Genomic DNA, 20671 nt, shown 5'->3' with positions numbered 1-20671 from the left:
CGCCATACCGAGTGACGTCGTTCGCTCGCGAGTGTCGGCATACGCAATGAGTGACGTCCGTGCACGGACGTCACTGGTTGCAGCGGACGTCAGTCAGCGGCAAGAGACGTCACTCGGGAGCCGCCGCGTGCCGGATCGGCTGCGTCTCGGGATCCCACCGTCGCCATACGGCGGCAGGCTGCGGCACCAACCCGGCGTCCCGCAGGATCCGCGCCAGCCCGTCCCCGGCGAAGGCATCCGACCAGACCCAGCGCGCGACGGCATCGGTCGTCCGCCGCACCCGGTCTTCGCGTTGCTTCTCGCGCCAGAGGTCGTCACCGGTGAGGTACTTCACCCGGCCGTCGAACTCACCGATCAGGCCCTCCCACCCGAAGTCGCCGAAGCCGAAGACGCCGGCCGCGTCCACGAGCGGCACCTGCAGGTCCGGTTGCGGCAACCCGAACTCGAAGATCCGCGCCCGACTCAAGGACTCACCGGGTGACTCCGCCCTGCCGTCAGCAAGCCGTATGGCGAGAGCCGCTTGCCGACGACCACGCGCGCCCGGCAGGAGTTCCGCGCACTGCGCATCCAAATCGGGCAACCTGCACAACCGCGCGTGCAACGCAGCATCCGCGGTGATCAGCCCCGCAGCGAGATCGCCGGACCTCGCAAGGTCGACCACCGTGCGGGCAGCGGTCGTCACGGGAACCCCGGCGATCTGCACTGCCGGCGGCGAATCGAGGACCCGATGGGCGCGGACCAGTCGACTGCCTCCTCCGGAGCTGGCGTCGCGCGTCACGTCGACCACGCTCGGAAAGCGCCCGAGGATCGGCAGACCCCAAAGCGCCGCGGCCGCGTAGTGGGACGCCACCGGCAGGGGCGGCCGCATCGCGCGGAACGTCGCCAGCACCATGGCGCGGTGCCTCGTCATCGCCCCGAATTGCGCCCACCGGTCCGCGGGCACGTATGCGCCGCGCCGCACTCGATGCAGTTGCGGTCGCGGCCCGCTCGCCATCCGCCAGCCGTATCGCCCGGCCCGCTGCAGGTCATCGGTGCACAGCAGTTCGTCGGGCCCGAACGGCGCAGAAACTTCCTCCATCGCCGAAGGGTGCCAGCGGACGCGCGCCCTCCGCCGTCAGCGGCTGCCCGCCCTGTGGATCGTGCCGCCATACCGAGTGACGTCGTTCGCTCGCGAGTGTCGGCATACGCAATGAGTGACGTCCGTGCACGGACGTCACTGGTTGCGTATGACGTCAGTCAGCAGCAGGAGACGTCACTCGCGAGCCCGCGAAATCCGCGAGCGCTCGGTCACCGGCCTGCCCGGCTCGTGGACGGCGTAAAGATCGCGACAAGAAGCCGGTAGACTCGAGTGCAATTGGTGTGCCGGGAAGCCTGGTCGGCGTCGAACGATCCGCGACCGCTTCTCGACCCCGAAAGGGCCGATCTCATGACCTTGCCCGGAGCACCCCGCATCTTCACTCGCGGCGACTGGCCCGAGGCCAAACGCGTCGCGTCGCTGCTACGCCACGAAACCGTTGGCGGTGCGCTGCTGCTGCTCGCCGCCGTCGCCGCCCTGATCTGGGCGAACAGCCCCTGGCGTGACGGGTATGGCGACCTGGCGGACACCAAGGTCGGACTGCCCTTCCTGCACCTGGACATGACCTTCGCGCATTGGGCATCGGATGGGCTGTTGGTCGTCTTCTTCTTCCTCGCGGGGCTCGAGCTCAAGCACGAGTTCGCGCACGGCGAGCTGCGCGATCCGGCCAAGGCGGCCGTCCCCGTCGTCGCCGCGATCTGCGGCGTCGCGCTGCCGGCCGCACTCTTTGCCGGCTACCAACTGATCGGCGACGGCAACCTCAAGGGCTGGGCGATCCCGACCGCAACCGACATCGCGTTCGCGCTCGCCGTCCTCGCGGTGATCGGGACCCACCTGCCGGCGGCGCTGCGGTCGTTCCTGCTGACCCTCGCGGTCGTCGACGACCTGATCGCGATCACGATCATCGCGTTGTTCTACTCCTCCTCGATCAACGTGCTGTGGCTCGGTGCTGCCGTCATACCGCTGGTGCTGTTCGGCGTGCTCATGCGGCGCGGGATCAACCACTGGTGGCTGCTTGTGCCGCTGGCGTTCCTCGCCTGGCTGTGCGTGCTCAACTCGGGTGTGCACGCGACGATCGCCGGCGTGATCCTCGGCATGCTCGTGCCGGTCACCGCACGCGTCGGCGAGGAGGAGTCGATCGGTGACCGCGTGGATCATCGGGTGCGGCCGCTGTCGGCGGGTTTCTGCGTGCCGGTCTTCGCCTTTTTCAGCGCGGGAGTCACCGTGGTCGGCGGCGGTTTCAGCGACGCGGTCTCCGACCCGGTCACCATCGGCATCGTCCTTGGCCTCGTGCTCGGCAAGGCGGTCGGCGTCTTCGGTGGGACCTTCCTGACCGCGAAGTTCACCCGCGCCCAACTCGATGACGACCTGGAGTGGGCGGACGTCTTCGGGCTCAGCCTGCTGGCCGGCATCGGCTTCACCGTGTCCTTGTTGATCGGCGAACTCGCCTTCGGCAGCGGGTCGGTCACCGACGAGCACGTCAAGCTCGGGGTGTTGACCGGGTCGCTCCTTGCGGCAATTCTCGCCGCGATCGTGTTGCGTTCCCGCAACGCCACCTACCGCCGGATCCACGAGTTCGAGTCGCGCGACGACGACGGTGACGGCGTGCCGGATTGCTACCAGGTCGAGGAGTCGGCGGGCACCCGCTGAGTCCTTCGGCGGCGCGGCCCTCGCCAACTTCCCGCTACAGGGGCTAGCCTGCGTGGCTGGACTTCCGCGCGAAGTCGCTAAGGTACTGATGAGTTCAGCACGTGAAGCCGACCCCGTTCACGAGGAGTTTTCGATGGCCCAGACCACCAAGGGCACGGAGCGCACTCTCGGCCAGCTCGTCGCCGACGCCTCCACCGACCTGCAGGCGATCGTCAAAGACGAGATCGCCCTGGCCAAGGTGGAGATCAAGGCCGATGTCTCCAAGGGTGGCAAGGGAGCCGGTCTGCTGGCCGCTGCCGGCCTGCTGGCGCTGTACATGCTCGGCTTCCTGCTGCTCACGCTCGCGTGGGGGCTGCACGCCGCCGGCTTGTCGGTGTGGCTGGGGATGCTGATCACCGCGGGTGTGCTGCTGGTGATCGTGCTCATCCTTGCGCTGCTCGGCATCAGCGCACTGAAGAAGATCAAGGGCAAGCCCGAGCGCACGATCGCCGGAGCGCAGCGCACCGTCGCCGCACTGAAACCGCCGAAGGCGTGAGCGTTTCGTCATACCCACGATGAAGGGTCCGGCCGATCTCGGCCGGACCCTTCATTCGCGCGCGTATGACGGGGGCCGTCAACTGCTGAAGTAGCGCAGCGGCACCGGCCGCCGGTCCGCCCGGTCCCACGGCCGCTCCAATCCGGCCAGCCGCAACGTGGCGTCCAGCAGGATCGCGGTGAACCCCCAGATGTAGAAGCCGTCGACGTCGAAGCCGGGTGCGTCGAACGAGCGGCTCGGGTGCACGGTGGTGAACCGGTTGGCCGGGTCAACCAGGTCGGCGACCGGCACCCGGGCAACCCGCGCCACCTCCGCGGTGTCGACGACACCGATCGGACCGGGCACCGCCCACCAGGCGGCGATCGGAGTGACCCGGAAGCCGGTCACGCTGAGCGGCAGCACCGGCAGGTCACCGACCACCTCGACGCCGCCGGCGTCCAGACCGATCTCCTCGTGCGCCTCGCGCAGCGCGGTCGCGGCCGCGTCGGCGTCGGTCGGGTCGACGCCGCCACCGGGGAACGACACCTGGCCGGCATGCTTGCGCAGGGTCGCCGCCCGCTCGGTGAGCACCAGGTCCTGGCCGCCGCCCTCGCGCGGACCGAACAGCATCAACACCGCCGACTGCCGGCCCGACGCCTCGGGCAGGCCGGGCAGCATCGGCTCCGCGTGCGCGCGCTGCGCAAGACCGGGCAACCAGTCGGGCATCTGCGCGGGAGGCGGGTCGGCGGACCGTGGGGTGCTCATGCGGGGCCCCCGCGAAGTATCCGGAGGCTGCGGGCCCCGCCGAAGTATCGCAGCGACGAAGGAGCGGAGAACTTCGGCGGGCGCAGCGCAGCGGGGGAGGAACTTCGTGGGGTGCTCACAGCACTGCCGCCGGCTCGGGGGTGCCGGGCGGACGCTCGGCCCCCGGCGCGAGCTCATACTTCAGCAGCTTGCGCGCCTTGTCCGGGTCGGTCTCGCCGATGCCGTATGACGGGCACCAGCGGGCCACTGGGCACACCCCGCATGCCGGGCGCTTGGCGTGGCACATCCGCCGCCCGTGGAAGATCACCACGTGACTGAGCATGGTCCAATCCTTGCGCGGGAACATCGCACCGATCGCTTCCTCGACCTTGACCGGGTCCTCCTCGGTGGTCCAGCCCATGCGACGCACCAGCCGACCGAAGTGGGTGTCGACGGTCAGGCCCGGCTGGCCGAACGCATTGCCCAGCACGACGAACGCGGTCTTTCGTCCGACACCGGGCAGCGTGACCATGTCCTTCAGCCGGGGCGGCACCTGCCCGCCGAATCGGTCGACCAGCGCCTGACCGAGGTTGATCAGCGAGCCCGTCTTGGCCCGGAAGAAGCCGGTCGGCCGGATCAGCTCCTCCAGCTCGGCGCGGTCGGCACCGGCGTATGACGCAGCGTCCGGGTAGCGCGCGAACAGCGTCGGGGTGACCTTGTTGACCCCGACGTCGGTGGTCTGCGCGGACAGGATCGTCGCAACCAGTAGCTCCAGGGGCGTGCGGAAGTCGAGCTCGCAGTGCGCGTAGGGGTACTGCTCGTGCAGCACGCGGTACATCTTGCGGGCCCGTCGGGTGCGGGCGACGGATGACTCCGCCGAGACGTCGAGACGCTTCACGACAGCTGAGCCTAGTTGCGGGCACCGACAAGCTGCCGACTTCCCTTGCGATGACGCGGGTCCCAGGTGTGACAGCTTCCACACGGTTCATGGCAGACTGCGGAGCGTGGATACCGAGGCCGTACGCAAAGCACCTCTTTTCGCTCCGCTCGACGACGCCGATGCCGAGGCGCTGCTGTCGACGATGACCCGCACCAAGATCGCCCGCGGGCAGGAGCTCTTCCACGAGGGAGAGCAGGGCGACACGCTCTACGTCATCACCGCCGGCAAGGTGAAGCTGGGCCGCCGCTCCCCCGACGGCCGGGAAAACCTGCTGGCGATCCTCGGTGAGGGCGAGATGCTCGGCGAGCTCAGCCTCTTCGACCCGGGCCCCCGCACCGCGACAGCGACGGCCGTCGCCGACACCGAGCTGGTCGGCCTCGCGCACGGCTCGATGACCGAATACCTCGGCACCCGGCCCGAGGTGGCGATGACGATGCTGACCGCTCTAGCTGCTCGGCTGCGCCGGACCAACGAGGCGCTCGGCGACCTGGTCTTCACCGATGTGCCCGGCCGCGTCGCCAAGGCGCTGCTGGACCTGTCCAACCGCTTCGGCCAGCCCGCCGAGGACGGCACTCTGGTCGCCCACGACCTCACCCAGGAGGAGCTTGCCCAATTGGTCGGCGCCTCCCGTGAGACCGTCAACAAGGCGCTGGCCGACTTCTCCGCGCGCGGCTGGATCAAGCTCGAGGCGCGGGCGGTGACGCTCATCGACACCGAGCGGCTGCAACGCCGGGCGCGCTGACCGTCATACCGACGGAACCGGTAAGAAGTCGCGGCACGTCTGCCTGACGTCGAGCAGTCCGACGCCAGCAGGAGACAGGGGAATCGCACAGTGGATCAGGGGCAATCCCCAAGCGCCGCGGACGACCGCAACCATCTGCTGATCGCACCGCAGCCCTGGATCGCCGGGCTGACTGATATCGGCCGCCGGCACCACCGCAACGAGGACGCCCTTGCGCTGGCCGCGTCCGCCGAACCCGGCGGGCGCGCGGTGCTGGTCGTCTGCGACGGGGTCTCGACGGCGACCGACTCACACATCGCGTCGGAGACCGCGTCGCAGGCGGTCCTGGCACGCCTCGGTCAACCGATGCCACGGGACGGCGTCACCGAGGACGACTGGCTGGCCGTCGTCGCGCGGGCGTTCACCGAGGCGGCCGAGGCCGGCAGTCGCGCCGCGACGGCTACCGCTGCCGACGGTGATCCGTCGCCGCCGTCGTGCACGCTCGCCGCGGCCATCGTCGAACAAGGCATGGTCGTCGGCGGCAATGTCGGTGACAGCCGGGTCTATTGGCTGCCGGATGTCGGCCCGGAGCGGGCGGTTCAGCTGGGCCGCGACGACTCGATGGCCAACGAACTCATCCGCCGCGGGGTCGCCCGGGCCGAGGCCGAAGCCACCCCGAGCGCGCACGCGATCACCCGCTGGCTGGGGCGCGAGGCCCCCGCCGATCTGTCGCCGCACCTGGCCCACCTGCTGGTGCAGGAGCCGGGCTGGCTGCTGGTGTGCTCCGACGGTCTGTGGAACTACTGCTCCGACCCGGCCGACCTGTGGGACCTGATGCAGCGGGCCTGCGCCGAGCGCGGACCGGCGCCGAGCGCGGTCGTGGAGGCCCTGGTCGCCTTCGCCAATGGCCAGGGCGGCATGGACAACATCACCGCGATCGTGGCTCGCGTCGAACCATGGCCGACGGCCGATCAGCGCGACTCGGCCAGATAGTCCAGTTGCGCCTGCACGCTCGCCTTCGCGGCGGGCCACACCTCGCGGGGCACCTCGGCATACACCCGCTCGACGACGGCCTGTGCGACGTCCGGCGCGTCCGCGTCCCCGGCCGCGAGCGCGGCACGCACCTGGTCGAGGCGTTCCCGGCGGTGCTGTCGGTAGAAGGCGATCACCGCAGCCGCGTCGTCGTGTGTCGGTCCGTGCGCGGGCGCGAGCCGGGTCGGTACGGCACTCGCGCTCTCGTGCAGCCGGTCCAAGGAGGCCAGGTATGGCGCGAGCGCCCCGTCGGGATGAGCAACGACGGTCGTGCCACGCCCGAGGACGGTGTCCCCGGTGATGAGCACGCCCGCGGCAGGCAGGTGGAAGCTGACCGAGTCGGCGGTGTGCCCCGGGGTTGCGATGACGCGAATATCCAACGATCCCAGGGTGATTCGCTCTGCGTCCAGCAACGCGTCGCCATGGCCACCACCTCGCACCGGCGCATCGGTGAGCTCGACCCAGCGGGGTAGCGCCTCGGTGTGATCGTGGTGCCAGTGCGTGATGAGGGTGAGCGCGACCCGCGCGCCGAGCTCATCGACCTGCCGCCGGACCGCTTGCAGATGGCCTTCGTCAAGCGGTCCCGGGTCGACCACGACCGCGACGTCGTCGCCAGGTGCGTGCAGCACCCAGGTGTTGGTGCCGTCGAGGGTCATCGGGCCTGGGTTGGGAGCAAGGACCGCGTAGGCCTGTTCGCCGAGCGGACCGCCCTGCCACGGAGCATCGTTGGTCACCCCACCCACCGTAGTCGCCGGCCGAACCTGCAATCCGGACAGTCGTATTGACGCTCCGCCATACCCCGGTCTTGGTGAAGTGTTGACCGAGTGTTGGTAATCCATTTACGAAAACGGTCGTAGCGTGTAAATACCCCGATACCGGTGCCGGCGGCTGAATCCCCGTATGCCGCAGGCACTTTCGAACTCCTGAGGTGATCATGAAGCGATCCGTCCTGTCCGCCGCCTGTGCCGTCGCCGGCACCGTCGCGCTGACCTTGTCCGCCACCCCCGCGCACGCGGCGCCGGCCTCGCCCGGTCCCGATCGCGCCGCACCGCACTCCGGGCTGCAGCGCGGCGAGGCCTACGCCGGCTGGTCCCAGCGCGGCACCACCGGCCCGTCCACTGCCCCGAAGGTGGCCAGCCCGTTCGCCGCCGCCACCCAGACCCTCGGCATCGACGTGTCCGGCTGGCAGGGCAATGTCGACTGGGCCGCTCAGTGGAACTCCGGTGTGCGCTGGGCCTACACGAAGGCGACCGAGGGCAACTACTACACCAACGACTACTTCGCCCAGCAGTACAACGGCAGCTACAAGCAGGGCATGATCCGCGGCGCCTACCACTTCGCGATCCCGAATGGCGCGTCCGCGGCGGCTCAGGCGCAGTATTTCGTCGCGCACGGCGGCGGCTGGTCGCGCGACGGCAAGACGATGCCCGGCATGCTCGACATCGAGTACAACCCCTACGGCTCGACCTGCTACGGCCTGTCCCAGTCGGCGATGGTCACCTGGATCCGCACCTGGCTGAACGAATACAAGCGACTCACCACCCGTGACGCGCCGATCTACACCACCTACGACTGGTGGAACCAGTGCACCGGCAACAGCACGGCGTTCAACCAGACCAACCCGCTCTGGATCGCGAAGTACAGCAGCTCGCCCGGCACGATTCCCGGCGGCTGGCCTTACTACACGATGTGGCAGTACACCGACACCCCGTTCGACAAGAACTGGTTCAACGGCGACCTGAGCCGGGTCGTCGCGATGGCCAACGGCTGAGTTGCCGATCGCCAACGGCTGAGGCTCGTCCGCGAACCTCGCACTAGTACCACCGAAGCCGGACTTGTCACGTGTTCCTGCACGTGACAAGTCCGGCTTTGGTGGTACTAGTCCTACGCCCGAACGCGGAGAACCATTGCGAACCAATCGGATTGGTCGCGTTCCCCCAACCGTCGGAGATTTCGTGATAATGAGACACGGAGACCTCCGATGCTCTACATTTCTCCTGGCCGACACTCGTCGTGCACCTTCACTCCCAGCCGATCGGCTGCCCGTTCCAGGGGAATTCCGTCATGCATGCTGCCCTGCGCGCGCTCGTCGCCGCCTCCGCACTCACCTGTCTCGCCGCCACCGCCGCTGCCCCGGCGGAGGCGGCCACCCCGCCGCTGAAGTTTGGGCGCTTCGTGTTCAACCCGGCCGGCACAGACCGCGCCGGCGACAACGCCCAGCTCAACCGCGAGACGATCGTGGTCACCAACACGACCACGAGGGCAATCGCGGTCGCCGGTTACCGCATCAAGGACGCGCAGAACCACACCTACGTCTTCCCGAAGGGCTACGTGATCGGCGCCCGTAAGTCGGTGACGGTGCACACCGGCAAGGGCCGTAACACCGCCACCGACGTCTACTGGAACCAGACCAACTACATCTGGAACAACAGTGCACCCGGCGACACCGCCCGGCTGCAGAAACCGACCGGCGCCGGCGTCACCAGCTGTGGGTACAGCACGGCCGCCCAGCTGCGCGCGGGTTACCGCTACTGCTGACCGGATGCGGGCTGCGCCGCCTACGCTGATCCCATGGCGCCGCAGCCCGGCACTCCGGAGTCCTCCCCAAGGACCCCGGAGATCTTCCGCACCGCCGACCTGCCCGCACCGGACCGGGTGCGCGGTTGGGAGCTGCACAACGCCGAGGCGCTGATCGGTCTCGCCTGCCGTCAGCTCGACGGGCCGGCGCTCGAGGCGACCGAGCAGGTGCTGACCAGCACCGAGCTGCGCGTCGCACGAGTGACCGCCAACGGTCACTTCACCGAACGCAACGCCCGCATGGTGCGCCGCACCCCGCAGGAGGCGGCGGTGGTCTTCTGCGCGGTTGCCGGTGAGTCCGTCTACTACAGCGACGGCGCGATGCGCTCGCTGCGACCGGGCGAGCTACTCGTCGTCGACGCCGACCGGCCGTGCGTGCGCGGCTTCTCGGCGGACTTCGAGGAGTTCGTGCTGACCGTTCCGCGGGAGGTCGCAGACCTGATCGACCTGCAACCCGCGGCCGACCAGGCGCGTGTGCTGCCGTTCCGCGGACGGACCGCGACCCCGTGGGCGACCACGCTCGTGAGCCGGGTGCACTCGTCGTTCAACGGTGACGTCGCAGCTGACGGGCTGTTGGATCTGCTCGCCGCGGCGACCACCGGCGGTGCCGAATCCGCCTCCAGCGACTCGCATTTCGCGGCTGCTGCGTCATACATCGAGGCGCGGGTGGGGGACGCATCGCTGTCGGCGACCAGGATCGCCGCGGCCGTCGGGCTCAGTCCGCGGCAGCTCAGCCGGGTGTTCGCCGCGCGCGACCTGACCGTGCCCGGCTACGTCACCAATCGGCGCGTGCAGCGCGCCCGTCGACTGCTCGCCGCCGGCACCGACCGGTCGATCGCGGACCTCGCCCATGCGGTGGGCTTCACCTCCCCGTCCCGCTTCGCCGCCGCCTTCCGCGAGGTGTATGACGAGAGCCCCTCTGCCTTCTGTGCGCGGCTGCGCGTCGAGCGCTCCGCGTGAGCTGCCGACTGCGCGGCCCCGCGCGGCCCCGCGCTGCCCCGATTCGGACAATCGCGCCGGATTCGGCCGTCCTGCCCGCCGAGCTCTGGCCTTGCACCGGTGTGACGCCCGACACTTTCAGGCACAGCGCCGCCTCGGCGGCCGATCGCGAAGGAAGTGACCCACGATGCCCGCATTCAACGACGGTCAGGAAGAGACTCGACCGCCCGCCGACCAGCAGGTGGAGACCGACGTGCTGATCGTCGGCTCCGGGCCGGCCGGGTCGGCGGCGGCGCTGTTGCTCGCCACCCTCGGCATACCGAACATCATGATCACCAAGTACCGGTGGACGGCGAACACGCCCCGTGCGCACATCACCAACCAGCGTTCGATGGAGGTCTTCCGCGACCTCGGGATCGAGGAGCAGGTGTTGGCGGACGCGACCCCGCACGCGCTGATGGGCGACACGGTCTTTTGCACCTCGATCGCCGGTGAGGAGATCGGCCGCATCCGCACCTGGGGCACCGGCGCCGACCGCGAGGGCGACTACAAGTCGGCGTCGCCGTGTCTGCCGGTCGACATCCCGCAGACCTACCTCGAGCCGATCCTGGTGCGCAATGCGACCCAGCGCGGCACGCAGGCGCGGTTCTCCACCGAATACCTTTCGCACCAGCAGGATTCCGACGGTGTCACCGTGCAGGTGCTGGACCGGCTGACCGGCACCGAATACGAGATCCGGGCAAAGTACCTGATCGGCGCCGACGGCGCACGCTCCAAGGTCGCCGCCGACATCGACCTGCCCTTCGAAGGTGCGATGGACATCGCGGGATCGATGAACATCACCTTCAAGGCGGACATCGCCGCCTATTGCGAGGGGCGTCCGTCCGTCCTCTACTGGGTGATCCAGCCCGGCTCCAACATCGGCGGCATCGGCGCCGGACTGGTCCGGATGGTCCGTCCGTGGAACGAGTGGCTGATCGTCTGGGGTTACGACATCAACCAGCCGCCGCCGGACATCGATGATGCGGCCGCCACTCAGATCGTCCGAAACCTGTTGGGAATGCCCGATATCGACGTCGAGATCACCGGCACCTCGCTGTGGGGGAACAACGAGATGTTCGCGACCCGGTTGCAGTCCGGTCGGGTCTTCTGCGCCGGCGATGCGGTGCACCGGCACCCGCCGAGCAACGGTCTCGGCTCGAACACCTCGATCCAGGACGCCTACAACCTGGCCTGGAAGCTGGCCGCCGTGCTGCGTGGTCAGGCCGACCCGTCGCTGCTCGACAGCTACACCGCCGAACGCGCTCCGGTCGCCGAGCGGATCGTCCGGCGCGCAAACACCTCGTCGCGGGAGTTCTCCCACCTCTTCGACGCGCTCGGCCTGACCGGCGCAGCGACCGAAGCAGAGATGACCGCGGCCATCGAGGAGCGAAAGGCCAACACCGGGGCCGGCGCCGCGAAGCGGGCCGACCTGGTCTCCGCCATGGAGCGCAAGAACTACGAATTCAACGCTCACGGCGTCGAACTCGGCCAGTTCTACGAGTCGACCGCAATAGTCGGCGACGGGTCGACGCGACCAGATCCGACCCGCGACCCCGACCTCTTCCACCAGCCGTCGACCGTGCCGGGCTCGCACCTGCCGCATGCCTGGGTCGGCGACAACGTCACCACCCGGTCGACGCTCGACGTGTGCGGTTACGACCGGTTCACGCTGCTGACCGGGGTCGCCGGCGACGCCTGGCAGGAGGCCGCGGCGAAGGTCGCCGCGGAGCTGGACGTGCCGCTCGACTCCGTAGTGATCGGACCGGGCCGCGAAGTGACCGACCTCTACTACGACTGGTCCCGGCTGCGCGAGGTCGAGGAGTCCGGCGCGCTGCTCATCCGTCCCGACAAGCACGTCGCCTGGCGCGCGACCTCGCTGCCGGACGACCCGCAGAGCGCACTGCGGACCGCGCTCACCTCCGTGCTGGGACGGACGACGGTATGACGATCGGTTTCACCCACGAAACCCTCGGCCAACGTGTGGTTTTCGCGCCCAAAGATGCGGCGGACGCGACATCGGCGGAGGTGGCAGGACTGGGCGCTCGCCGAGTCATGGTGATCGCCGCCCCGGCGGAGCGGACCCTCGCGGACCGGGTCTGCGCGGACGTCCCGGTCGCGCTCGTGCACGACGACGTGCGGATGCACGTGCCCGTGGAGAACGCCGAACGCGCCCGGGCCGCAGCCGCCGAATCGCGGGCCGATGCCCTGCTCAGCATCGGCGGCGGGTCGACAACCGGGCTGGCCAAGGCGGTCGCGCTGACGACCGGGCTGCCGATCGTCGCCGTGCCGACCACCTACGCCGGGTCCGAGGCAACCCCTGTCTGGGGTCTCACCAGCGGCAATGAGAAACAGACCGGCGTCGACCCACGAGTCCTACCCGCTTCGATCGTGTATGACGCAGCGCTCACCACGTCGCTCCCGGTCGAGCTGAGCGTCGCCTCCGGGCTGAATGCCATGGCGCACTGCGTGGATTCGATGTGGGCGCCGCACTCCGACCCACTCGATATCGCACTCTCCGCCGAGGGCGCGCGGGCGCTCACCACCGGGCTGCCGAGAGTGGTGGCCGCTCCGGAGGGACTCGAGGGCCGCCAGGACACCCTCTTCGGCGCCTACCTGGCCGCCGTCGCCTTCGCGTCCGCGGGCTCCGGTCTGCACCACAAGATCTGTCACGTGCTCGGCGGACGCTACGACCTGCCGCACGCACAAACCCATGCAGTGGTGCTCCCGCATGTGCTCGCACTGAACGCACCCAATGCACCGGATGCCGACCGACGCCTCTCCCAGGCTTTCGGGTCGGACACTGCACTCGACGGATTGGAAGCGTTACAAACGCAACTGGACGCACCCCGCGCGCTGCGCGACCTCGGGATGCGCAGGGCCGACCTGCCGGACGCGGTAGCCGCGATCCTGCCGGTCGCGCCGCCGTCCAACCCGACGCCCGTGACTGAAGACAACGTGGCCGGGCTGCTACAACGCGCCTGGGAAGGAGCTCCACCGCGATGACCAACAGCAATGACGACCAAGCTCAGGTGCAACGCGAGCAGGACCTCACCGACAAGGTGGTCGCGTCCTTCGCCAACACCCCCGACGACCGGCTGCGCGAGATCCTGCAGGCCGCCACCCGGCACCTGCACGCCTTCGTGCGCGAGGTGCGGCTCACCGAGCAGGAATGGGAGGCCGGCATCGAATACCTGACCGCCGTCGGGCACATCACCGACGACAAACGCCAGGAATTCATCCTGCTGTCGGACACCTTCGGGGTGTCGATGCAGACCATCACGATAAACAACCGGGCTCGCGGGAATGCCACTGAGGCAACGGTTTTCGGTCCGTTCTTCGTGCAGGACTCGCCCGAGATCGACAACGGCGGCGACATCAGCGGCGCGGCCACCGGCATGCCGTGTTACGTCGAGGGCACCGTGCGCGGCACCGACGGGCAGCCCGTGCCGGGTGCGCGCATCGAGGCGTGGGAAGCCGACGACGACGGCCTCTACGACGTGCAGTATGACGACGGGAGGGTCGGCGGCCGGGCGCACCTCTTCAGCGACGAGCGCGGCGAATACCGTTTCTGGGCGGTGCAACCCACGCCATACCCGATCCCGTATGACGGGCCGGTCGGGCAGATGCTCGCGGCCTCGGAGCGCACCCCGATGCGAGCCTCCCACCTGCACTTCATGGTCACCGCGGACGGCAAGCGGCGCCTGGTGACCCACATCTTCGTGCGGGGCGACTCGCAACTGGAAACCGACAGCGTCTTCGGGGTGAAGGATTCGCTAGTGCTCGACTTCGACCTGCAACCGGCCGGCACACCCACTCCGGACGGTCGTGACCTGCACGGCGGGGCCTGGTCGCGAGTCCGCTTCGACGTCGTCCTCGCCGACGATGCTGGTTGAGTGACCACCCCGCTGGTTGAGTAGCCGGCCCCGCTGGTTGAGTAGTCGGCACGGGCGAGCCTGCAAGCCCGTGCCGGCGTATCGAAACCAGCAGACCTATCGCAACCAGCCGAAAGCGCCCGCCGTCAGTCGTTCAGCGTGGCCCGCAGCACCATCCCGCCATCGGTCTCGGCGGGCTCGGGCATCACCGCCACCAAGCCGGCGCGACTGACCATGCCCTGCCCGATGTCGGCGAAGGCACCCAGCCGGCGCAGCTGCACGATCGTCGGGGGCATCATGCGGGCCGCACCAGCACCGACCTGCTCCAACGCCGCGGCCGGACGCACCCACTCGGTGCGGTCGGCCTCGCTGGTGCGGTCGTCGGCGGCCTGCCGCTCGGGCAGCCGGGCGGCGAAGAACCAGGTGTCGTAGCGCTTCGGCTCCATCTCCGGGGTGACCCAGTGGTCCTGCAGCGCAAGCAGATCGGAGCGCAGCACCAGTTGGCGTCGGGTCAGCAGCTCGGCGAAGGACAGCGACCGGTCGAGCAGCGCCTCCCGGTCAGCGTGCCAGTCGTCGCCGCTGACGTCCGCGACGACCGTGTCCGCCGACGGTCCGGCGAGCAACACGCCGCACTCCTCGAAAACCTCCCGCACCGCCGCGATGACCGTCGCCCGCGCCGTCGCGTCGGGCAGCCCGGTCAGCGCCGCCCACTGCGCGGGAGAGGGCCCGGCCCACGGAATGTCGCCGGCTTCGTCGCGGGGGTCGACACCGCCGCCGGGAAACACCCAGACCGACGGCGCGAATGCCATCGACGGCACGCGCCGGAGCATGAAAACCTCCGGTCCGGAGGCGGATTCGCGCAACAGCATGACGGTCGCCGCCATACGGGGTGGCACGATCGGACGTTGCGCCGGAGCGGTCGCCAACCACCGCTGCGCGCCCTCGGCGAGCGGCGGCGGCACCGGGAAGTCGTGCTGGGACGTCACCACGACGTCACTGCACGGAGACGGTGATCTCGACCTCGACGGGAGCGTCCAGCGGCAACGCGGCGACGCCGACGGCCGAGCGCGCGTGCGCACCGCGCTCGCCGAACGCCTTCGACAGCAACTCACTGGCGCCGTTGATGACCGCCGGCTGACCAGTGAAGCTCGGGTCGCTGGCGACGAAGCCGACCACCTTGACCACGCGGGTGACCTGGTCGAGGTCGCCGATCTCCGACTTCACCGCGGCGATCGCGTTGAGCGCACACGTCTCGGCGAGTTTGGCGGCGTCCTCGGCGGTCACCTCGGCACCGACCTTGCCGGTCGCGGCGAGCTTGCCGTCGACCACCGGCAGCTGACCGGAGGTGAAGACGAGGCAGCCGTCGCGCACGACGGGCACGTAGGCGGCGACCGGGGCGGCGACCTCGGGGACGGTCAGACCGAGCTCGCTCAGCCGGTCCTCAACTGATGACATGGTTTTCAGCTCTCCTTGGGGCGTTTCAGATAGGCGACGAGGCCGTTGCCGTCGGGTCCCGGCACGACCTGCACGAGCTCCCAGCCGTCCTCGCCCCACTGGTCGAGGATCTGCTTGGTCGCGTGGATCATCAGCGGCACGGTGGCGTATTCCCACTTGGTCATGCGGTCACCCTAATGCGGCGCGGGTATGACGACCCGGTCAGCGGGTCGGGTCGAACGGCAGCAACTCGGGCGGGGTCACGCCGGTGACCATCTGCTCGGCCAGCAACTGACCGGAGAGCGGTCCGAGGGTGATGCCCCACATGCCGTGGCCGCCGTTGGTGAAGACGCGCGGCACCTTGGTGGCGCCGACCAGCGGCAGACCATCGACGGTCACCGGTCGGCCGCCGACCCAGGTGTCCTGCCGGTCCTCCCAGTCGACGCCCGACAGCAGCGGGCGGCCGTTCTTCACGATGGCGTCGACGCGCTCCTCGTGCAACGGCTCCTCGGTGCCGGCGAACTCCATCGTGCCGCCGACCCGCAGCCGGTCACCGAGCGGCGTGCAGGCGACCCGCTCGTAGGGGAAGTAGACCGGGCACGGCACCGGCCGCATTGACGGGTCGGTGACCGAGACCGAGAAGCTGTAACCGCGTCCGGCGCGCAGCGCTGTCCGCACGCCGCAGTCCCGGGCCAGCTCGGGCAACCAGGCGCCGGTGGCGAGCACGACGGCGTCACCCGAGATCGGTTCGCCGCTCATCATCTCGACGGTGACGCCACCCGGGCCGTGCCGCAGGGCGCGAGCGTTGGACCCGATGACGAGTCGGCCGCCCCGGTCGGTGACGGCGTTCGCGAGCGCGTCGACATACTCACCGGGGTTGATGAACCGCTGCCCGCCGAGCCGGATCGCCTTCTCGACGTCCGGGCTGACGATCGGCAGTTCGGCACGCAGCGTGGCGTTGTCGACCTCGGTTGCCTCGAGCTCGAGGCCGGCCTCGCGGATCAGCGCGACCTCGTGCTCCAGCCCCGCCGCGTCCTCGGCGCGGCGGAACGCAGCCATGATCGGTGCGTCGTGCGAGGTGGACTGCACACCATGCGACTCGAGGAACTCGTACGCCTCGATCGCGCGCCGGTTGACCGGGACGTACTTGTCCATCGTTCGCTTCCACTGTCCCGGCGTGCAGCGCCGGGCGAAGCCGAGCAGGAATGAGGCCAGCTTCGGGTCCGGCTTCATCGGGATGTAGAGCGGCGAGTCGGGGTCGAGCAGCGCCTTCATGCCGTACTTGATGACCGACGGGTCGGACAGCGGCACACACAGACCGGGCGACACCCAGCCGGCATTGCCCCACGAGCTGCCGGCGGCGACACCGGATCGCTCGACGACGGTCACCTCGACCCCGCGCTCCTGCAGGTGCCACGCGGTCGAAAGGCCGACCATGCCGGCTCCGACGATGACGACGTGCGGCGTGCGCTGACCCTTGACAGCGCGCAACGGTTCCTGCGGCATTTTGGCTCCTCGTTCTACGATATTCCCGCTCTCGCGACGGTAGCACCGCTGATTTCGTAGGGCCAACCGGCGTATACCGAACTAGTCAGTAACTTCTGGTGCGCTCGGTAAGGTCGCCGTCGTGCCCGACTTCTCCGCGCCCGACCGGCAGCCCGACGCCACCCGCAGTTACGGCCGTCACCCCGATCAGTTGTATGACGTGCGCATCCCCTCCGGCGACGCACGCGACGCCACCGTGCTGCTCGTGCACGGCGGTTTCTGGCGCCCGAAATACAACCGACTGCACACCGGGCCGCAGGCGACGGCGCTCGCGGCGGACGGCTTTCACGTCGCGTCGGTGGAATACCGCCGCATCCCCGGCGACTGGGCGGCAATGGCCGCCGATATCCGAGCCGGCGTCGCCGCCGTCCGCGCCGACCCAGAGCTGCCCGATCGTGTTGTGCTGCTTGGACATTCAGCCGGCGGCCACCTGGTCGCCTGGGCTCTGCACCAGCCGGAGGCCGCGGGCATCGCCGGTGCGATCTCGCTCGCCGGGGCGGTCGACCTGCACCTGACCCGAGACCTGCACCTCGGAGACGGAGCAGCCGACGCGATGATGGGCAACGCCGACGAATCCGTATGGCGGGCAGCCGATCCCGCGCTGCTCGGACCTACCCCGGCACCGGTCCGACTCATCCACGGGACGGCAGACGAGACGGTCCCGGTCGAGGTCTCCGAGAGCTACCAGGCCGCGGCCGGGCCCGGCATACCACTGACCGTGCTGACCGGAGCCGGGCATCAGGACCTGATCGATCCGGACTCGCCCCACTTCGCGGCGGCCCTGCGCGACCTGTCCGACCTGACATCCTGATCACCCCTTCGGGGGCAGGCCCGGGCGGGATAGCGTTTGCGGCATGACGAGCGACTGGGACGGCGTGCGGCTGCACATCGTGACCGGCAAGGGCGGCACCGGCAAGACGACCGTTGCCGCCGCGCTCGCGATGTCATTGGCGACCGAGGGCAAGCGGGTGCTGCTCGCCGAGGTCGAGGGCCGGCAGGGCATCAGCGGCGTCCTCGACGTGCCCAGGCTCGGCGAGGACGAGGTGCAGGTGGCGACCGGGCCTGGCGGCGGGCAGGTCATGGGCCTGGCCGTCGACCCGAAAGCCGCGCTGCTCGAATACCTGCAGATGTTCTACAAACTCGGCATGGCCGGCGGCATGCTCGAGCGCTTCGGCGTCGTCGACTTCGCCACGACCGTCGCGCCCGGACTGCGCGACGTGCTGCTGATCGGCAAGGTCTACGAGGCGGTCCGGCGCCGGCCCGGACGTCGTGGCGTCCGCCAGGACCAGGTGTATGACGCCGTCGTGCTGGACGCTCCCCCGACCGGCCGGGTCGGCCAGTTCCTCGCGGTCAACCAGGCGATGTCCGGCCTGGCCAAGGTCGGCCCGGTGAAGAACCAGGCCGACTCGATCAATGACCTGCTCCAATCCGACCAGACCGCAGTGCATTTGGTGACCCTGCTGGAAGAGATGCCGGTGCAGGAGACCGTCGACGCGGTCGCCGAGCTGCGATCGTTGCCCCTTCCGCTCGGGGCGGTCGTGATCAACCAGGAGCGCACCCCGCCGGCCGACGAGCACGCCCGAAACCTGCTGGCCGCAAACGATTTCGACACCGCGCCCCTGGCCGACGACCTGGGCGAGCTGGGTCTGCGAGTGGGTCCGACGCTCGTCGGTGGCCTCGTGCAGACCGGGCGCGATCTGGTCGACCGCCTCGACCTGGAGCAGCAGGAGCGCGAGACCATCGCCGGGCTGGGGCTGCCGACATACCACCTGCCGTTGCTCGCCGACGGCCTGGACGCCGGTGGATTGCTCCAGCTCGCAACGAGTTTGGCCGACCAGGAGGCTCAGGTATGACGGCAGTCCTCGACGTCGACCAGTTGCTCGCCGACGACTCGGTGCACACGATCGTGTGTTGTGGCTCCGGTGGCGTCGGCAAGACGACGACGGCTGCGGCAGTGGCGATCCGAGCCGCCGAGCAGGGCCGCACCGTGGCGGTGCTGACCATCGACCCGGCACGCCGGCTGGCGCAGGCTCTCGGCCTGGAGCACCTGGACAACGAGCCGGCTCCGGTGGAGTCGATCGACTCATCCGCGGGCGGTTCGCTCGACGCGATGATGCTCGACATGAAGCGCACCTTCGACGAGGTGGTGCTGCGGCACGCTGACCCCGGCAAGGCGCAGCAGATCCTGGAAAACCCCTTTTACCAGGCGGTTTCGAGTTCGTTCGCCGGCACGCAGGAGTACATGGCGATGGAGCGGCTCGGGCAACTGCACGCCGAGCAGCGGGACGGCCGGGCCCGGTGGGACCTCATCGTGGTCGACACCCCTCCGTCGAGGTCCGCGCTAGACTTCCTCGACGCCCCGAAACGGCTCGGGTCGTTCCTGGACGGGCGGTTCATCCGGCTGATGATGTCGCCGGCCAAGGCCGGAGGCCGGGCCTACCTCAAGGTCGTCTCGGTCGGGGTCAACTCGGTGACCGCGGTCATGTCGAAGATCCTCGGCGGCCAGTTCCTCAAGGACGCGCAGACGTTCGTCGCCGCGCTGGACACGATGTTCGGTGGTTTCCGGGAGCGGGCCGAGCAGACCTATGCCCTCCTCGGTGACGCGTCGACGGCATTCCTGGTGGTGGCGACGCCCGAGCGGGACGCACTGCGTGAGGCGTCCTACTTCGCCGGCCGGCTCGGCGAGGAAGGGATGCCGCTCGCCGGTCTGGTGGTCAACCGGGTGCAGCGCACCCATGTGCCCTCGCTCAAGGAAGCGCGCGCCGAGGTTGCGGCTGAGGCGGCCGACGAGCTACCCGCGCGGCGCGGGAAGGGCTGGCAGCCGGGCGACACCGCGAGCCTGCTGCGGCTGCACGCTGACCTGGCCGCCACCGCGGCCCGGCACGAGGCCGCCATCGGCAGGTTCACCGCCGCGCACCCGACGATCCCTCAGGTGCTGGTGGGCGCGGCCGCGCATGACGTCAACGACATCGCGCAGCTCCGCGAGATCGGCGACGAGCTCGCCGGGTAGATGGTGGTCGAGTAGCTCCGAGGACCACCGGGTAGATGGTGGTCGAGTAGCGGTGAGGAACGAGCCGCGTATCGAGACCACCGACGCAGGTTTCGATACGCTCCTCCGCTGCGCTCCCCCGCTACTCAACCAGCGGAGACGTGCTCAACCGGGACGCGGCGGAGGAGGAACCGCCGCCAAAAGACAGGGAGCTTGGTTGATGGTCCGCGACGAAGTCGCGGACCATCAACCAAGCTCGTCGGCGCGAGCGATCTTGAAGAGTTGCTCCCAGGAGCGCACGTCGGGTCGACGGCGGAGCAGCGCGCGGCGCTCGCGCTCCGTCATACCGCCCCATACGCCGTATTCGGTCTTGTTGTCCAGCGCGTCGGCGAGGCACTCGGCCACTACCGGGCAGCGCTGACAGATCACCTTGGCGGTCTGTTGAGCGGCGCCCTTCGCAAACAACTCGTCGGGCGAACTTCCGGTGCGGCACACTGCCCGTGCTGCCCAGTTGTCATCCCAGATCACCTTGTCCGGCATTACTGCAGTCATAGTCGTTCGGCCTTCCCCACCACGCTGCTTCAACAGGTCTCACGC

22 protein-coding genes are annotated in these 20671 nt (G+C 69.4%); 13 read left to right on the top strand and 9 right to left on the bottom strand.

Annotation, left to right across the window (positions count from 1 at the left end; translation table 11 throughout):
* Positions 1-109: 109 nt before the first annotated feature.
* Positions 110-1078: a hypothetical protein gene (locus tag N2M23_RS03015; protein ID WP_265443166.1), complete on the bottom strand. Its 969-nt coding sequence runs from the start codon at positions 1076-1078 to the stop codon at positions 110-112.
* Positions 1079-1426: 348 nt separating this feature from the next.
* On the opposite strand from N2M23_RS03015, the gene nhaA reads away from it, so the two are divergent.
* Together nhaA and N2M23_RS03005 are read left to right on the top strand one after the other, a co-directional pair.
* On the top strand, positions 1427-2725 hold the full coding sequence (nhaA, locus tag N2M23_RS03010) for a Na+/H+ antiporter NhaA (RefSeq protein ID WP_265443165.1): 1299 nt from the start codon (positions 1427-1429) through the stop codon (positions 2723-2725).
* Between the two features lie 133 nt (positions 2726-2858).
* Positions 2859-3260, top strand: coding sequence for a phage holin family protein (locus N2M23_RS03005; RefSeq protein ID WP_265443164.1), 402 nt, complete (start codon positions 2859-2861; stop codon positions 3258-3260).
* Positions 3261-3338: 78 nt separating this feature from the next.
* On the opposite strand, the gene N2M23_RS03000 is transcribed toward N2M23_RS03005, so the two are convergent.
* Positions 3339-4004 carry an NUDIX hydrolase gene (locus N2M23_RS03000; protein ID WP_265443162.1) on the bottom strand — a complete coding sequence of 222 codons (666 nt, stop codon included), beginning with the start codon at positions 4002-4004 and terminating at the stop codon, positions 3339-3341.
* 115 nt (positions 4005-4119) lie between these two features.
* Positions 4120-4821: an endonuclease III gene (gene nth / locus N2M23_RS02995; RefSeq protein WP_265443880.1), complete on the bottom strand. Its 702-nt coding sequence runs from the start codon at positions 4819-4821 to the stop codon at positions 4120-4122.
* A 166-nt stretch (positions 4822-4987) separates the two neighbouring features.
* Here nth and N2M23_RS02990 point away from each other — a divergent pair, with 166 nt between their 5' ends.
* Both N2M23_RS02990 and N2M23_RS02985 read left to right on the top strand, forming a co-directional pair.
* Entirely contained in the window at positions 4988-5665 is a 678-nt protein-coding gene (locus tag N2M23_RS02990) for a Crp/Fnr family transcriptional regulator (protein WP_171151441.1), read from the top strand.
* 90 nt (positions 5666-5755) lie between these two features.
* Complete coding sequence (locus N2M23_RS02985) at positions 5756-6637, top strand: PP2C family protein-serine/threonine phosphatase (protein ID WP_265443161.1); 882 nt, start codon at positions 5756-5758, stop codon at positions 6635-6637.
* On the opposite strand, the gene N2M23_RS02980 is transcribed toward N2M23_RS02985, so the two are convergent.
* Positions 6616-7410 (bottom strand): MBL fold metallo-hydrolase, encoded by a 795-nt coding sequence (locus N2M23_RS02980; RefSeq protein ID WP_265443160.1) that lies wholly within the window; start codon positions 7408-7410, stop codon positions 6616-6618. The genes N2M23_RS02985 and N2M23_RS02980 overlap by 22 nt on opposite strands.
* Before the next feature lie 200 nt (positions 7411-7610).
* Between N2M23_RS02980 and N2M23_RS02975 the strand changes: the two genes are divergently transcribed.
* The 6 genes from N2M23_RS02975 (at position 7611) to N2M23_RS02950 (ending at position 14127) form a co-directional block, all read left to right on the top strand.
* On the top strand, positions 7611-8447 hold the full coding sequence (locus tag N2M23_RS02975) for a lysozyme (protein WP_265443159.1): 837 nt from the start codon (positions 7611-7613) through the stop codon (positions 8445-8447).
* Positions 8448-8740: 293 nt separating this feature from the next.
* The gene (locus N2M23_RS02970; protein ID WP_265443157.1) at positions 8741-9214 is read left to right on the top strand and encodes a lamin tail domain-containing protein; all 474 of its coding nucleotides are present in this window, start codon (positions 8741-8743) and stop codon (positions 9212-9214) included.
* A 33-nt stretch (positions 9215-9247) separates the two neighbouring features.
* The gene (locus N2M23_RS02965) at positions 9248-10213 is read left to right on the top strand and encodes an AraC family transcriptional regulator (RefSeq protein WP_265443155.1); all 966 of its coding nucleotides are present in this window, start codon (positions 9248-9250) and stop codon (positions 10211-10213) included.
* Between the two features lie 166 nt (positions 10214-10379).
* The gene (locus tag N2M23_RS02960) at positions 10380-12179 is read left to right on the top strand and encodes an FAD-dependent oxidoreductase (RefSeq protein ID WP_265443153.1); all 1800 of its coding nucleotides are present in this window, start codon (positions 10380-10382) and stop codon (positions 12177-12179) included.
* The gene (locus N2M23_RS02955) at positions 12176-13237 is read left to right on the top strand and encodes a maleylacetate reductase (RefSeq protein WP_265443152.1); all 1062 of its coding nucleotides are present in this window, start codon (positions 12176-12178) and stop codon (positions 13235-13237) included. The genes N2M23_RS02960 and N2M23_RS02955 overlap by 4 nt, the downstream gene beginning before the upstream one ends.
* On the top strand, positions 13234-14127 hold the full coding sequence (locus N2M23_RS02950; RefSeq protein WP_265443151.1) for a dioxygenase family protein: 894 nt from the start codon (positions 13234-13236) through the stop codon (positions 14125-14127). The genes N2M23_RS02955 and N2M23_RS02950 overlap by 4 nt, the downstream gene beginning before the upstream one ends.
* A 125-nt stretch (positions 14128-14252) precedes the next feature.
* Here N2M23_RS02950 and N2M23_RS02945 read toward each other — a convergent pair whose 3' ends face one another.
* From N2M23_RS02945 to N2M23_RS02930, 4 genes are read right to left on the bottom strand one after another with little or no spacing between them, the layout of a single operon-like run.
* Positions 14253-15092 (bottom strand): NUDIX hydrolase, encoded by an 840-nt coding sequence (locus tag N2M23_RS02945; protein WP_265443150.1) that lies wholly within the window; start codon positions 15090-15092, stop codon positions 14253-14255.
* 7 nt (positions 15093-15099) lie between these two features.
* Positions 15100-15561, bottom strand: a complete 462-nt coding sequence (locus tag N2M23_RS02940; RefSeq protein WP_265443149.1) for a RidA family protein — start codon at positions 15559-15561, stop codon at positions 15100-15102.
* 5 nt (positions 15562-15566) lie between these two features.
* Positions 15567-15725 carry a Sp36 family protein gene (gene sp36 / locus N2M23_RS02935; RefSeq protein ID WP_171151460.1) on the bottom strand — a complete coding sequence of 53 codons (159 nt, stop codon included), beginning with the start codon at positions 15723-15725 and terminating at the stop codon, positions 15567-15569.
* 37 nt (positions 15726-15762) lie between these two features.
* On the bottom strand, positions 15763-17046 hold the full coding sequence (locus N2M23_RS02930; RefSeq protein WP_265443147.1) for an NAD(P)/FAD-dependent oxidoreductase: 1284 nt from the start codon (positions 17044-17046) through the stop codon (positions 15763-15765).
* A gap of 121 nt (positions 17047-17167) precedes the next feature.
* On the opposite strand from N2M23_RS02930, the gene N2M23_RS02925 reads away from it, so the two are divergent.
* From N2M23_RS02925 to bagB, 3 genes are read left to right on the top strand one after another with little or no spacing between them, the layout of a single operon-like run.
* Entirely contained in the window at positions 17168-17896 is a 729-nt protein-coding gene (locus N2M23_RS02925; protein WP_265443145.1) for an alpha/beta hydrolase family protein, read from the top strand.
* A 43-nt stretch (positions 17897-17939) separates the two neighbouring features.
* Positions 17940-18938, top strand: a complete 999-nt coding sequence (gene bagA, locus N2M23_RS02920) for an ATPase BagA (RefSeq protein ID WP_265443144.1) — start codon at positions 17940-17942, stop codon at positions 18936-18938.
* A complete protein-coding gene (bagB, locus tag N2M23_RS02915) occupies positions 18935-20095 on the top strand; it encodes an ArsA family ATPase (RefSeq protein WP_265443142.1) in 1161 nt (386 codons plus the stop codon). The genes bagA and bagB overlap by 4 nt, the downstream gene beginning before the upstream one ends.
* Before the next feature lie 225 nt (positions 20096-20320).
* On the opposite strand, the gene N2M23_RS02910 is transcribed toward bagB, so the two are convergent.
* Positions 20321-20626 carry a WhiB family transcriptional regulator gene (locus N2M23_RS02910; protein WP_265443140.1) on the bottom strand — a complete coding sequence of 102 codons (306 nt, stop codon included), beginning with the start codon at positions 20624-20626 and terminating at the stop codon, positions 20321-20323.
* Positions 20627-20671 lie beyond the last annotated feature (45 nt).

This window comes from Flexivirga meconopsidis (genome assembly GCF_026162425.1).
GTDB lineage: Bacteria > Actinomycetota > Actinomycetes > Actinomycetales > Dermatophilaceae > Flexivirga > Flexivirga meconopsidis.
The sequence above is the reverse complement of the archived record's forward strand: the minus strand, read 5'-3'. Positions and strand labels throughout refer to the sequence as shown.

Excerpts from the sequence above, each read along its gene's own strand:
- N2M23_RS02940 (WP_265443149.1), bottom strand. The coding sequence starts at position 15,561 with ATGTCATCAGTTGAGGACCGGCTGAGCGAGCTCGGTCTGACCGTCCCC.
- N2M23_RS02975 (WP_265443159.1), top strand. The coding sequence starts at position 7,611 with ATGAAGCGATCCGTCCTGTCCGCCGCCTGTGCCGTCGCCGGCACCGTC.
- N2M23_RS02965 (WP_265443155.1), top strand. The coding sequence starts at position 9,248 with ATGGCGCCGCAGCCCGGCACTCCGGAGTCCTCCCCAAGGACCCCGGAG.
- N2M23_RS02950 (WP_265443151.1), top strand. The coding sequence starts at position 13,234 with ATGACCAACAGCAATGACGACCAAGCTCAGGTGCAACGCGAGCAGGAC.
- N2M23_RS02960 (WP_265443153.1), top strand. The coding sequence starts at position 10,380 with ATGCCCGCATTCAACGACGGTCAGGAAGAGACTCGACCGCCCGCCGAC.
- bagB (WP_265443142.1), top strand. The coding sequence starts at position 18,935 with ATGACGGCAGTCCTCGACGTCGACCAGTTGCTCGCCGACGACTCGGTG.
- N2M23_RS02910 (WP_265443140.1), bottom strand. The coding sequence starts at position 20,626 with ATGACTGCAGTAATGCCGGACAAGGTGATCTGGGATGACAACTGGGCA.
- N2M23_RS02930 (WP_265443147.1), bottom strand. The coding sequence starts at position 17,046 with ATGCCGCAGGAACCGTTGCGCGCTGTCAAGGGTCAGCGCACGCCGCAC.
- N2M23_RS02970 (WP_265443157.1), top strand. The coding sequence starts at position 8,741 with ATGCATGCTGCCCTGCGCGCGCTCGTCGCCGCCTCCGCACTCACCTGT.
- sp36 (WP_171151460.1), bottom strand. The coding sequence starts at position 15,725 with ATGACCAAGTGGGAATACGCCACCGTGCCGCTGATGATCCACGCGACC.
- N2M23_RS03000 (WP_265443162.1), bottom strand. The coding sequence starts at position 4,004 with ATGAGCACCCCACGGTCCGCCGACCCGCCTCCCGCGCAGATGCCCGAC.
- bagA (WP_265443144.1), top strand. The coding sequence starts at position 17,940 with ATGACGAGCGACTGGGACGGCGTGCGGCTGCACATCGTGACCGGCAAG.
- N2M23_RS03005 (WP_265443164.1), top strand. The coding sequence starts at position 2,859 with ATGGCCCAGACCACCAAGGGCACGGAGCGCACTCTCGGCCAGCTCGTC.
- N2M23_RS02955 (WP_265443152.1), top strand. The coding sequence starts at position 12,176 with ATGACGATCGGTTTCACCCACGAAACCCTCGGCCAACGTGTGGTTTTC.
- nhaA (WP_265443165.1), top strand. The coding sequence starts at position 1,427 with ATGACCTTGCCCGGAGCACCCCGCATCTTCACTCGCGGCGACTGGCCC.
- N2M23_RS03015 (WP_265443166.1), bottom strand. The coding sequence starts at position 1,078 with ATGGAGGAAGTTTCTGCGCCGTTCGGGCCCGACGAACTGCTGTGCACC.
- nth (WP_265443880.1), bottom strand. The coding sequence starts at position 4,821 with ATGTACCGCGTGCTGCACGAGCAGTACCCCTACGCGCACTGCGAGCTC.